The sequence below is a fragment of the Leucobacter viscericola genome, assembly GCF_011299575.1.
GTDB classification, from domain to species: domain Bacteria; phylum Actinomycetota; class Actinomycetes; order Actinomycetales; family Microbacteriaceae; genus Leucobacter; species Leucobacter viscericola.
Genome location: NZ_CP049863.1, coordinates 1,811,100 through 1,823,556 on the forward strand (window position 1 = coordinate 1,811,100; position 12,457 = coordinate 1,823,556).

Sequence of the window (12,457 nt, forward strand, 5' to 3'; positions counted from 1 at the left end):
CTCGACTCAGGGGACGCAGCGATGGCACTCGCGCTTGCACTCACACCACCTTCTAACTTAGGCTAGCCTTACTAACGTGTGATGAGGTGTTCAAGCGAGAACACCCTGGCATGCCTGCCCGCCTAACCCAAAGGAACTCGCTTGCGCTCCTCCCGCATCTTCGGCGCTGCCGTCGCCGCCATTCTCGCCGCGTCCCTCATTGCATGCGCACCCAACACTGGCGGAGACAAACCCGACACCACGAGCTCGGACGCCGGGTTCCCCGTCACCATCAAACACGCCTACGGCGAGACCGTCATTCAGAAGAAGCCGGAACGCGTCGCGACCGTCGCCTGGGCGAACCACGAGGTGCCGCTCGCGCTCGGCATCGTGCCGGTCGGCATGGCGAAGGCAACCTGGGGCGACGACAACGACAACGGCGTTCTGCCCTGGGTCGAAGACAAGCTCAAAGACCTTGGAGCCAAGACCCCCGTGCTCTTCGACGAGACCGACGGCATCGACTTTGAGGCCGTCGCCGAGACGCAACCCGATGTGATCCTCGCCGGCTACTCAGGACTCACCAAAGAGGAGTACACCACTCTCTCGAAGATCGCTCCGGTTGTGGCCTACCCAGGCACCCCCTGGGGCACCTCACTCGACGACATGATCACCATCAACGCGAAGGCACTGGGCAAAGACGCGGAAGCTAAGAAGCTCATTGAAGAGCTTCACGGCGAGATCGATACCGCCCTCAACGCGCACGCAGGCCTCAAAGACAAGAAGATACTGTTCACCTTCCTCGATCCTTCCGACTTCTCGAAGATCGGGTTCTACACGGTGCACGACACCCGCCCTGGCTTCCTCGCGAGCCTTGGCCTGCCACAGCCAAAGGCGGTCGAAGAGGCGTCAGCAAAAACCGACGAGTTCTATACAGAGGTCAGTGCAGAATCGGCCGACCGCTTTGACGACGTCGACATTCTCGTAACCTACGGCGATCCCGACGGCGATCTGATCAAACAGGCCCAGGCAGACCCGCTGCTCTCGCAGATCCCCGCGGTCAAAAAGGGACAGATCGCGATCCTGCCAGACGCAACCCCGCTCGCTGCCTCCGCGAACCCGTCGCCGCTCTCCATCGGCTGGGGCATCGACGACTACTTCGCGGTGCTCGCGAGCGCCATTCCCGCGGCGTGACCCTACTGAGCCCACCGAGCGCATCGCCCCACATTGACCGGCTGCGCCGCTCCGCGCTACGCAAAAGCGTGTGGATCGGCTGCGGTGTCGCGGTCGTTGTGGTGTTGATCGTCGCTTCGGTGGTGCTCGGTGCGCGCGAGGTGTCGTTTTCGGACGTTGTTTCTGCGCTGCAGGGATCTCACGATTCAATCGGCGAGGCGGCGGTTGCGAAGCGGATCCCGCGCACCGTTCTCGCCCTGCTCGTGGGCGCTGCGCTCGCGATGTCGGGCACGGTAATGCAGGGCGTCACGCGCAATCCTCTCGCAGACCCCGGCTTGCTGGGAGTATCGAGCGGGGCATCCCTGGCGGTCGTTATTGGCATCTGCTTCTTCGGGCTGGCTCAGCCCATGAGCTTCATGGCGGTGGCAATCGTGGGAGCCGCCCTCGCAGCCGTCTTTGTCTACGCCATCGGCTCGATCGGCAGGAGCGGCGCGACCCCCCTGCGACTCGCACTCGCGGGTGCCGCCACCTCCGCCGCGTTTATTTCGCTCACCAGCGCGATCATGCTGCCCCGGGTTGACCTGCTGCGCACCTTCCAGTTTTGGATCATCGGCGGCGTGGGCGGCGCAGACTGGGAGAGCATCGGCGCCGTGTTGCCGCTGCTCGGAATCGGGGCCCTCGTGTGCATCCTCTGCGCACGAAGCCTCAACTCGCTCGCACTGGGTGACAGCCTCGCGGTCGGACTCGGCGTGCGGGTCGGTCGCGCGCGCCTCGTGTCGTCGCTCGGCGCCGTGATCTTGTGCGGCGCCGCAACGGCGGTTGCCGGACCGATCGGGTTCGTTGGACTCGTGATCCCCCACCTGTGCCGTTTGCTTGTGGGTCCGGATCACCGCTGGCTGCTCCCCTTCTCGGCGATCGTTGGCGCAGCGCTGCTGCTGGCGTCCGATGTTCTCGGGCGCATCGTTGCTCGCCCGGAAGAGATTGAGGTGGGCATCGTCGTGGCGCTGCTCGGTGCACCGTTCTTCATCTGGATCGTGCGGCGACAGAAGGTGCGTGAGCTGTGAGCACGATTGAGCGCGGCACCGCAAAGCGCGGCCCCAAGACCCCAAGCCCCGCGGCACCAACCGCCGCGGCCTCCCACATCCTCCGGGGCCGCCGCCAGCGTCAGCGCCGCCGCACGCTCATTATGCTCGCACTTGTGGTCATCACGCTCGCGGCGTGCATGGCCACCCTCATGCTGGGCCGCACGATTTACAGCCCAGCGGACGTGTTCTCGGTCATCATGGGCGACACCGTACCCGGCGCATCCTTTACCATCGGAGAACTTCGACTCCCCCGCATGGTGCTCGGTGTGCTGGCTGGGTTCGCGTTTGGCGCCGCCGGCTCGACGTTCCAGACCATGCTGCGCAACCCGCTCGCCTCCCCCGACGTCATCGGCATCTCAGCCGGCGCGAGCGCCGCGGCTGTCGTCGGTGTGGTCACCCTCTCACTCAACGAGACCGCGGTTTCGTTCTTGGCCCTGCTCGGCGCACTCGTGACGGCCGGAGCGATCGCGCTGCTGTCGCACCGCGGCGGCTTCTCGGGCATCCGCTTCATTCTGATCGGCATCGGGATCGGCGCGATGCTGCACAGCGTGACCTCGTACGTGCTGTCTCGCGCGTCTGACTGGAACATTCAATCGGCCATGCAGTGGCTCTCGGGCAGCCTCAACGGGGCGAGCTGGGAGCGAGTGCTGCCGCTCCTGCTCGCGTGCGCCGTGTGTGTGCCACTTCTCCTGCTCGGCAGCTCCAGCCTCGGCACGCTTCGCCTGGGCGACGACACTGCGCGCGGGCTAGGTGTGCCTGTGCAGCTAGCGCGCATTGCCCTGATCCTCGCCGCCGTTGTGTTGCTCGCGTTTGCGACCGCAGCCACCGGCCCCATAGCGTTTGTGGCGTTTATGGCGGGCCCGATCGCGGCACGCCTGGTGGGCTCGAGCGGTTCGCTATTGTTTCCAGCGGGGTGCGTGGGAGCGCTGCTCGTTATCGTCTCTGACTTTGCGGGGCAGTTTCTTGTTGACACAAGATACCCTGTTGGCGTGATCACGGGTGTGCTGGGCGCCCCCTACCTACTCCTCCTCCTTATTCGCATGAACCGCACCGGAAGCAAACGATGACTCTCACTCACCAACTGGCGGCGGAGTCTGTCACGCTCAGCTACGGCGATCGCACGATCGTTGAGGACTTCTCCCTCAACATCGCGCCTGGCGCCATCACCGCGATCGTGGGTGCCAACGGCTGCGGCAAATCAACCCTGCTGCGAGCGCTCGCGCGCCTACTCAAGCCGCGGGCCGGTCGCGTCACCCTCGACGGCGTCGCCCTGCAAGATACCTCGTCGAAGAAGGTCGCCCGCGTGCTGGGCCTGCTGCCGCAGAGCCCAATTGCGCCAGAAGGCATCGCCGTCGCCGATCTGGTGGGCCGCGGTCGTCACCCCCACCAGGGACTGCTGAGCTCTTGGAGCCCCCGCGACTACGAGGTTGTCGCCTCGGCGCTTGAGGCAACCGGCATGAGCGAGTTTGCGGATCGCCCCGTCGATGAACTCTCGGGCGGGCAGCGGCAGCGGGTGTGGATCGCCATGGCGCTCGCACAGGAGACGAGTGTGCTGCTGCTCGACGAGCCGACAACGTTCTTGGACGTCGCCCACCAGATCGAGGTGCTCGACCTACTCACCGATCTCAACCGCGACCGCGGCACGACGATCGTCATGGTGCTGCACGACCTCAATCTCGCGGCAAGGTACGCCGATGTGCTTGTTGCGCTGCGCGACGGAGCGGTGCAAGCGGTGGGATCGCCCGGAGCGATTCTCACCCCGGAGCTGGTGCGCGACGTGTTTGGTCTAGAGAGTCGGGTGATTCCGGATCCCGTGTCTGGCACCCCGCTCGTCATTCCGGTCGGGAGGCACCATGCTGAGTAAGTCGCAGGAGACCGCAATCAAGGGTGCAGATTCCTCGGACACCGCATTAGAGGCGCCGTTTACCGTGGTCACCGCACGGGTGGATCTTGTTGAGAGACCCTGCCCCAACTTCGTGCGGGTGCACTTCGTCGGCCCCGGCATTAACGGGGTCGGCACCCCCGGCAAAACCCTCGACCAGCGGGTCAAGCTCATCTTTCCAAGCGACCACGGCACCCTTCCCGACATCGTCGGGGCAGACGGCGACTGGTACCAGGCCTGGCTCGCCGTGCCGTCGACCCGGCGCGGCGCGATGCGCACGTATTCGATCCGCGAGCTGCAGGTGATCGGCGGCCACACGCGGCTCATTATCGACTTTGTGCTCCACCTCGCGCCCGGAAAGACGGGACCGGCCTCGCTCTGGGCGAGCCAAGCGAAGGTCGGAGACGAGCTGCTGCTGGTGGGGCCTCGCCGCGGGCGGTTTGATGGCGGTGGCATTGAGTTCGATCCGGGATCGGCGAAGACGATTCTGCTCGCTGGTGACGAGACGGCGGCACCGGCGATCGCGCGGATCCTTGAGGATGTTGACCCTTCAACCAGAGGGGTTGCATTCATCGAGGTACCTGACCCGTCTGACGTGCTCGATATCCGGGTGCCTCCGGGCGTTGAGGTGCACTGGCTACCCCGCTCGGCCAGCACTCATGGCGCCGAGCTGATCCCACGGGTGCTCGGCCACCTGGGTGCGCAGTCGCACGTGCACATTGCCGATGACGGCACGGAGAACCTGGTGTGGGAGACCCCTGGGTTCTCGGGATCGGGCGAGGAAATTGTTGCGGACGACGAAGGTCACTCCGCCGACTGCTACTACTGGATCGCAGGCGAGAGTCGTGTGGTCACCACACTGCGCAGGCACCTCGTCAAAGACCTCGGCATCGCCCGCGCGCAGGTGGCCTTTATGGGCTATTGGCGGCAGGGTGTCGCGATGAAAGGTTGAGCGGCCCTTTGGAGCTGATCCCAAAAGTAGGCTGGCGCAGCATTGTCTTCCCTCGCGTGTCGGCCGGTGCCTAGAACTCAGCCGGTGAAACCGGCAGATTTTTCACCGGTTGACGTGCCAGTACCGGCTGACAGCCGGCGCAACTAGACCCCCACTCCCCCAAACACCAGCCGCGCAGCGATCACCAGCATCACCGCGGCGACCACCCCGTCGAGAATCTGCCAGGAGCGCGGTGTCGCGAAGAACCGCGTGAGCATCCGCGCTCCGTAGCCCAGCACGAAGAACCACACGATACTCGCGAGCGCGCCTCCCGCCACAAACCACCAGCGACCCGGGTCGCCCTGCGCGTTGCCGATGGAACCCATCAGCACCATCGTGTCGAGGTAGACGTGCGGGTTCAGGTACGTGATGGCGAGGCAGGCGAGGATCGTGCGCTTCAGTGAACCACCCGACCCGTCTCCGGCAACCAGCACCTCCGGCTTCATCGCCCGCCGCGCGGCCGACCACGCGTACCAGAGCAAGAAGGCAACACCACCCCAGCGCACGATCTCGAGCACCACGGGGGCCTTCTGCACGACGAAGCCGATCCCGGCCACCCCGAGCAACTCCAGCACCGCGTCCGTGAGCCCACAGATCAGCGCCACCCAGAACACGTGCTCGCGCCGGATCCCCTGTCGCAGCACAAACGCGTTCTGCGCGCCGATCGCAACGATGAGCGAGAGGCCGCTGCCAATGCCAACAAGAAAGGGGAGGATCATTTCTCCGACATTACGGCCAGCGGGCACACAATTGCGAGTTCAGAGGGGCTAATTATTCTTCAGCTTCATTAGTAGTGCTTAACTTATAAACATGGACCTTCCTGTCGAGCACCTGCAGACCTTCGCGGCCATCATCGAAGAGGGCAGCTTCGAGGGCGCCGCGCGCCGTCTCCACATCACGCCGTCGGCCGTCAGCCAGCGCGTGCGCGCGATGGAGGAACGCGCAGGATCCGTGCTGCTGCGCCGAAGTCGCCCGGTTACAACCACCAGCGCTGGCGCGAATGTGCTGCGCGCCGCACGGCAGGTGCAGCGAGTGGTTGGGGATCTCGCCACCGAGCTTGAGCAGGGTCCGTCTGGTGGCGCACTGATCCCGATCGTGGTGAACGCTGATTCCCTGGCGACCTGGTTTGTGCCCGCGCTCGCCCGCGCTAGTCGCGAGACCGGCGCGCGCTTTGAGGTGCTGCGCGCCGACGAGTCCGTCTCGACCGAGCGACTGCGCAGCGGCGAATCGATGGCGGCACTCACCGCAACCGCCGAGGCGGTGCCCGGCTGCACCTCGACGCGCATCGGCGTGGATCGTTACCAGGCTGTCGCGAGCCCCGAGTTTGTGGAGCGTTACTTTGCCAAAGGACTCTCGGCCGAGACCCTCGCCCAAGCGCCCGTCGTCGAGTTCGACCGCCACGACGATTTTCAGGCGCGCTTCATTCGCAGAGTTACCCGGGCAAGGATCGACCCGCCCCGCCACTTCATCCCGTCATCAGCGGAGTTTGTGCGCGCGATCGAGCTCGGCATGGGCTGGGGCATGGTTCCGCGGCTACAGGGAGCGCCGTGCCTCGAGGCCGGTACCCTCGTCGCGCTCGGATCCGGCGCCCCGATCGAGCTGCCGCTCTACTGGCAGCGCTGGAACCTGCGCTCCCCCGTGCTCGACCAACTCTCCGCAATCATCGCGGAGGAAGCGGCCGCCGCGCTCGGTTAGCGCGACGGCGGCGAGCGCCAGACCCTGAGCGCTAGCTCGCCATCGCGAACCCGGCGATCAGGTACGCGATAAACGACAGCACACCGGCGGTCGCCGCGTAGGGCAGGATCGACAGCATGAGGTTGAGCGGCTTCACGCCGACCGACTTCGAGGCCAGAATGATGCCGTCACCGTAGAGGCAGGTCGTTGAACCGAGTGCGGCGCCAGAGAACACCGCAGTGCCGGCGAGCACCGGATCCACCCCGACCGCAATCGCGAGCGGCAGCACAACGGGCGTGATGACTGCGGCGAGGTCCCAGAACGCACCGGTCGCGTAGGCGTAGACGCCACACACCAGGAAGACGATCGCGGGCAGCAGCGCGCCGTGCATGACCGGCTCGGTGGCACCGATGACCCACTCGGCGAGCTTCAGGTCCGTGTTGATCTGCTGCACCATAAAAGCCAGCACAAACAGGATGATGACGTAGCCCATGCTCATGATGCCCTCGAAGGCCTGCTCGAACACGTCACGGATGCGCATGCGTTTTTGCGCCAGGTACAGGATGATGGCCACGACAACCGCTGCAGCGGAGCCCTTCACGATGTCGACCTCGGTCAGGATCGTGACGGTCACGAGCGTGATGATCGGGATCAAGAAGTTGTAGGGCAGCGGTCGCCGACCCTCGGTGTCTGAATCGGCGAGCTCAAACGCGCGCTCCTCGGGGGTGAGCCCCTCGGGCAGTGTGTCTTCCGTGCGATCCACGCGCAGCTGCTCGCGGCGCAGCGGCCCCACCAGCGGCAGCACACCGAGCGCGAGTAGCAGGCCGATAATCAGCGCGAACCAGCCAAAGAACACAAACGGCAGGCCCTGTACGTAGGCCCCGAAGCCAGAACCGTTGACAGTCACGCCGTCTTGCTCGAGCAGTGCGGCGAAGAAGACCGCCCAGGTCGAGAACGGGATGATGACGGCGATCGGCGCAGAAGTCAGCTTCACGATCGAGCCGAGCAGCGTGCGCGGCACACCGTAGCGATCGGTAACGCGCTTCATCGAGGTACCGACGGTGAGCGCGTTGAGGTAGTCATCGATAAACAGCGCAACCGTGAGCAGCCAGGTCAGCACCAGCGACTTGCGCCGCGAGTTCACGAAGCGCTCGGTCCACTTCGCGAAGTCGCTCACCGCTCCCGAGACGTTGAAGTACGCGATGAGGATCCCAAACAGCACCACCACAAGCGCCAGCCAGTGCACGGTCTCGTTCGACAGCGATGCACCAAACGTCGAGACGAGGGTGTCGAAGAACCCCCAGCCGCCCAGCAGAATCGCACCGACGATGGTGCCCGCAAAGAGGCCAAGCAGAGCGCGCTTCGTGAAAACAGATACAAGCAGAACGGTGAGAACCGGCAGCAGTGCCAGCGCGGTGTTTTCTATCATTGGTTTCCTTCGGGCGGGGTGCTGCGTCAGCGCGGCACCGGGTCGTGAGGGTCGGATTGAGGTGAAGCTAGGCGGCGTGATCCTCGCGGATGCCGCCGAGGTATGTTGCGAGCACGGGCAGGTCAAGCAGCTCGTCACCAGAAGCGGTAGCAGGGTCTGCTGCCCAGACCGCCAGGTCGGCGCGCGATCCCTCGCGAATCACTCCCTGGTCGGTGTCACCCTGGGCGAGCGCAGCGCCGCGGGTGTAGCCGTGGAGCGCTTCCGCGGCGGTGAGCCGTTCGTGTGGTTCGTAGACAAAGCCGTTTGGATCGCGGGGGTTTCGCCGCAGCACCGACCACGCAAGCCCGAGGCGCGCGTCGAGGTCGGCAATCGGCCAGTCAGAGCCGAGAGCGAGCGACGCTCCCGCCCGCAGCACCGAACCGGCGTTCCAACCGCGTGCCGCGCGCTCGGGGCCAAGCCGTCGCGCCCACTCGTCACTGCCATCGGCAATGCGCCACTGCATGTGCGGCAGCTGCATCGACGCCGTGATGCCGTTCGCAAACAGCCTCACGATGTCACTCGGGTCGAGGCACTCGAGATGTTCGATGCGGTGGGTCGGAAGACCGGTTGCCCTACATCCCGCGGTCTCATACGCCGTGATCGTCTCGCCGACGGCACGGTCACCGATGGCGTGCGTCGCGATCTGAAACCCGGCCTGGGTGAATTCGCGCACCGCCTCTACAAACGCCGCCTGCTCACCCCAGAACCCGGTGGTGCCGTCGCCGTCAGCATCGGGCTCGTACAGCCAACCGGCTCCGGTGTCGATCACACCGTCGGCGTAGAGCTTGATCACGCCACCCCGCCAGCGCGCGCCCGCGCGATCACGCTGGGCACGAATCGCGGCCCGCTCCTCGGGGGTGTACGAGGGCTTCACGTCCATGGCACTGACGATGCGCACAGGCAGGCCCGATCCCGAGCTATCGAGTTCTTCGAGCAGATCAAGCGTGCCCGAGTTGCCGTCCATAATCATGCCGCCGGTGAGGCCGGATCGCCGCATGCGCGCAAGCGTGCGGCGTGCCGAGTCGAGAGTCTCGCGGCGGCTCAGCTCGGGCATCGTCGCGAGTAGCGGCTGGTACGCGCTGTCTTCGCGCAGCTCCCCGGTTGGGCGCCCCAGATCGTCCACCACAATCTCAGAGGTGTCTTCAAAGCCGCGGGCGCCGGTGACGCCGCCCCTGCGCAGGCCCTCGGAACTCGCGAGCGCCGTGTGAAAGTCGAAGAAGAACAGCAGGGCTGGCAGCCCGTCGACCGCGTCGTCAATGAGCTCGGCGCGAAGGCGTTCGCCGTCAAACGCGGCGTAGTCGAGATTCCAAGCGCGCACCCAACCGTCGGTGGTTTCGCGGCGCACTCGTCCCGCTTCTTGCCGGAGCAGATTCAGCAGTTCGCGCAGATCCAGAACGCCGCCAAGGTCAACACCCTGCGTGAGCTCCACCCCCTGAATGGGGTGGAGGTGCGCGTCAATCAGCCCGGGCGTCATCGTGGCACCGCTGACATCATCGACACGGGTGTGCGGCCCGGCAAAGGCCTGGGCGACTTCTGCCCGGTCACCCAGCCCGACGACCCGGCCACCAGCGATCGCAATGGAGCGCACTTCGAGGCAATCGTCGCCCGGAACGAGACTCCGAACCCGGGCCCCCTCTAAAATGATGTCGGCTGACGTCATTGGCGCGCTCCCCTCATACCGCGACGATCCCCACGGACCAGCTGTTAATTTACGCTCATTCAATTATTATTGCAAAACGCCCAGGAAGGCCCATGTCCTCAGCAATCGAGACGCCTCAGCCCACAGGACGTTCTGCGGGCCGCCCCCGATCCGCCGTTCTGTCTCGCGAGCGCATCCTCGAAGCCGCGTTTGCGCTCTCAGATGAGCGAGGATCCGACTTCACACTTGCCGCGCTCGCGCGTTCCCTCGGCGTGCGAGCCTCGGCACTGCACCACTACTTTTCGAGCCGCGAAGACCTCATCGCGGGCATGCGCGGGCAGCTCACCCTGCGGGTTGGCGAGCACGGCTTCAACTCGCTGAGCTGGCACGAGGCAATGATTCCCTGGGCCCGGGCGTATCGCGAAACCCTCGGTCAACACCCCGGCATCATCGCAGCGCTCGCAACGCTCCCCGTCGACGGCGAGCCCGAGTCCATAGCCGACTACAACCGCATCGCGGCAGCCTTTCGTCGAGACAACTATCCAGAGCACCGCATCGTGCCCGCCATCATCGCGCTCGAATCCTTCATCATCGGGTCGGCTCTTGACGCCCTCGCGCCACAGGATAACCTGCGCCCCTCACGGGAACCCGCGGAGGCAGAGACCCTGGCCGCGGCCGAGAGCGCCGCTCGCGACCACGCTGCGGCGCGGGGTGAAACCGTCGCCGAGAGCTCATTTGAATTTGGGCTTCACGCTCTCATTGCCGGCCTCCGTGCGGCGGCCGCCGTCTCCGACTCGGGCGAACACTGATGTGGGGCGTGCTGCAGGGCTTCACCCTGATCCTCGGAATCATCGGGGCGGGATACCTTGCCGCGCGGTTTGGCATTGTCGAGGGGGATCAGCGCCGCGTACTGAACAACATGGCGTTTTACGTCGCAACCCCCGCGCTGCTGTTCTCAGTGCTTCACACGAGTGACCCGAGTGTGCTGCTGTCACCGGTGATCCTCGTGACCAGCACGGCGGCCCTGCTCGCCGCCGCTGTGTTTATTATTGCCTCGCGACTCTGGTTCAAACGCGACCTCGCGAGCACCACCCTCGGCGCGACCACCTCGGGCTACGTCAACTCCAATAATCTAGGCCTGCCGGTCGCCGTCTACATTCTCGGCGACGCCGCGTACGTCGCTCCCCTGCTGCTCGTGCAGCTCGTTGTCTTTGCGCCGGCGATCCTCGCCATTCTTGAAACCACGCGGGGTGACGCAAAGCCGAACCGTGCCGATCGAGGCGGCGTCGCGCGTGGCGGCCTGGTTGCCCTCGGTCGCGCGGCCCGCAACCCCATCATCGTGGCTTCGGTCTTGGGGTTTTTGGTCGCGCTCGTGCAGCTGCCGATTCCGAGTATTGTCATGGGCCCGATCGACATGCTGGGCCAGGCTGCGATTCCGATGGTGCTCATGAGTTTCGGTATCTCGCTTCGCGGGCAGCGCGCACTGCAGCCCGGGTCGGGTCGCGGGGCGGTGTTCACGGCGTCGGGCATCAAGGTGCTGCTAATGCCGCTCCTGGCGTGGAGCATCGGCACCGCGTTTGGGCTCGGCCCGCACGAGGTTTTCGTGGCGACCACCATCGCAGCTCTGCCGACGGCCCAGAACGTTTACAACTACGCCGCGACCTACCGCCGTGCCGAAACGATGGTGCGCGACACGGTGTTTTTGACGACATTTGCCTCGATCCCGGTTATTGCCGGTGTTGCCTGGTTGCTCGGCGGGTAGATGCGCGGGAATATTTGTTCCGTTCACGCCGTTTTACCCCTGCGGACAGCACGTCCCGCACAACATTAAAGTAGGAGACCACCCCGTGAATCCGCGCATTGCCCAGACCAGCGCCCCGCTCATCGACACGCTCGCAGAACGCTGGAGCCCGCGATCCTTCGACACCGAGCACTCGCTCCCCGAGGGCGCGCTCCGTGGCATTTTTGAAGCGGCGCGTTGGGCGCCGAGCGCGAACAACTCACAGCCCTGGCGCTTCATCATTGCCCGTCGCGGCAGCGAGAGCTTCGCAAAGATCGAGTCCTCCCTGCTCGGTTTCAACCAGACCTGGGCGGGCAACGCTGCGGCCCTCGTGGTGAACATCGCCGAGACCGAGGATGCAGAGGGCAAGGCTCGCCCCTGGGCCGAGTACGACCTCGGCCAGGCAGTCGCGCACCTCAGCGTTCAGGCGCAGAGTGAGGGTCTCCACCTGCACCAGATGGGCGGCTTCGACCGCGAGGCGATCCGCACGGCCTTCGAGCTCGAAGCTCGCTTCTTGCCGGTTTCGGTCACCGCCATCGGCGCCATTGGCTCGCTCGAGCAGCTTCCCGAGGCACTGCGCGAACGCGAGGCGGCCCCTCGCGTTCGGATGCCGCTCGAAGACCTCGTGCTACTGCGCGACTAGTTCGCCTCGCGCGCGTCGGGCTCGGGGATACTGCCCCGCCCCCGGCGAGTGCCCACCTCATTGACGAATGCCCACCTTCGCTGCATGCGCGGAAGGTGGGCATTCGGTGTTTACGTGGGCGCTAGCGGGCCAGGAGTCGATCGGCG

The 12,457-nt window shown here is 65.4% G+C and carries 12 protein-coding genes; 9 read left to right on the plus strand and 3 right to left on the minus strand.

The features are described from left to right. The first annotated feature begins 141 nt into the window (after positions 1-141). Genes G7068_RS08145 through G7068_RS08165 form a run of 5 tightly spaced genes read left to right on the plus strand, consistent with a single transcriptional unit; the run spans position 142 to position 5,068 of the window. The gene (locus G7068_RS08145; RefSeq protein WP_166290977.1) at positions 142-1,170 is read left to right on the plus strand and encodes an iron-siderophore ABC transporter substrate-binding protein; all 1,029 of its coding nucleotides are present in this window, start codon (positions 142-144) and stop codon (positions 1,168-1,170) included. Then, positions 1,167-2,213, plus strand: coding sequence for a FecCD family ABC transporter permease (locus tag G7068_RS08150; RefSeq protein ID WP_205881371.1), 1,047 nt, complete (start codon positions 1,167-1,169; stop codon positions 2,211-2,213). The genes G7068_RS08145 and G7068_RS08150 overlap by 4 nt, the downstream gene beginning before the upstream one ends. Before the next feature lie 5 nt (positions 2,214-2,218). Continuing rightward, positions 2,219-3,301 carry a FecCD family ABC transporter permease gene (locus G7068_RS08155; RefSeq protein ID WP_425280503.1) on the plus strand — a complete coding sequence of 361 codons (1,083 nt, stop codon included), beginning with the start codon at positions 2,219-2,221 and terminating at the stop codon, positions 3,299-3,301. Continuing rightward, complete coding sequence (locus G7068_RS08160; RefSeq protein WP_166290980.1) at positions 3,298-4,098, plus strand: ABC transporter ATP-binding protein; 801 nt, start codon at positions 3,298-3,300, stop codon at positions 4,096-4,098. Before G7068_RS08155 ends, G7068_RS08160 begins: the two co-directional genes overlap by 4 nt. Beyond that, complete coding sequence (locus tag G7068_RS08165) at positions 4,088-5,068, plus strand: siderophore-interacting protein (protein WP_166290982.1); 981 nt, start codon at positions 4,088-4,090, stop codon at positions 5,066-5,068. The genes G7068_RS08160 and G7068_RS08165 overlap by 11 nt, the downstream gene beginning before the upstream one ends. Positions 5,069-5,211: 143 nt before the next feature. Here G7068_RS08165 and G7068_RS08170 read toward each other — a convergent pair whose 3' ends face one another. Next, a complete protein-coding gene (locus G7068_RS08170; protein WP_166290984.1) occupies positions 5,212-5,826 on the minus strand; it encodes a LysE/ArgO family amino acid transporter in 615 nt (204 codons plus the stop codon). A 91-nt stretch (positions 5,827-5,917) separates the two neighbouring features. Here G7068_RS08170 and G7068_RS08175 point away from each other — a divergent pair, with 91 nt between their 5' ends. Further along, a complete protein-coding gene (locus G7068_RS08175; RefSeq protein ID WP_166290986.1) occupies positions 5,918-6,802 on the plus strand; it encodes a LysR family transcriptional regulator ArgP in 885 nt (294 codons plus the stop codon). Positions 6,803-6,833: 31 nt separating this feature from the next. Here G7068_RS08175 and G7068_RS08180 read toward each other — a convergent pair whose 3' ends face one another. Both G7068_RS08180 and G7068_RS08185 read right to left on the minus strand, forming a co-directional pair. Then, the gene (locus G7068_RS08180; RefSeq protein WP_166290988.1) at positions 6,834-8,210 is read right to left on the minus strand and encodes a TRAP transporter large permease subunit; all 1,377 of its coding nucleotides are present in this window, start codon (positions 8,208-8,210) and stop codon (positions 6,834-6,836) included. Positions 8,211-8,277: 67 nt separating this feature from the next. Continuing rightward, positions 8,278-9,909: an amidohydrolase gene (locus G7068_RS08185; RefSeq protein ID WP_166290990.1), complete on the minus strand. Its 1,632-nt coding sequence runs from the start codon at positions 9,907-9,909 to the stop codon at positions 8,278-8,280. A gap of 92 nt (positions 9,910-10,001) precedes the next feature. On the opposite strand from G7068_RS08185, the gene G7068_RS08190 reads away from it, so the two are divergent. The 3 genes from G7068_RS08190 (at position 10,002) to G7068_RS08200 (ending at position 12,311) form a co-directional block, all read left to right on the plus strand. Beyond that, complete coding sequence (locus tag G7068_RS08190) at positions 10,002-10,697, plus strand: TetR/AcrR family transcriptional regulator (RefSeq protein WP_166290992.1); 696 nt, start codon at positions 10,002-10,004, stop codon at positions 10,695-10,697. Further along, positions 10,697-11,650 carry an AEC family transporter gene (locus G7068_RS08195; RefSeq protein ID WP_166290994.1) on the plus strand — a complete coding sequence of 318 codons (954 nt, stop codon included), beginning with the start codon at positions 10,697-10,699 and terminating at the stop codon, positions 11,648-11,650. The genes G7068_RS08190 and G7068_RS08195 overlap by 1 nt, the downstream gene beginning before the upstream one ends. 85 nt (positions 11,651-11,735) lie before the next feature. Then, positions 11,736-12,311, plus strand: coding sequence for a nitroreductase family protein (locus G7068_RS08200; RefSeq protein ID WP_166290996.1), 576 nt, complete (start codon positions 11,736-11,738; stop codon positions 12,309-12,311). Positions 12,312-12,457: the final 146 nt, after the last annotated feature.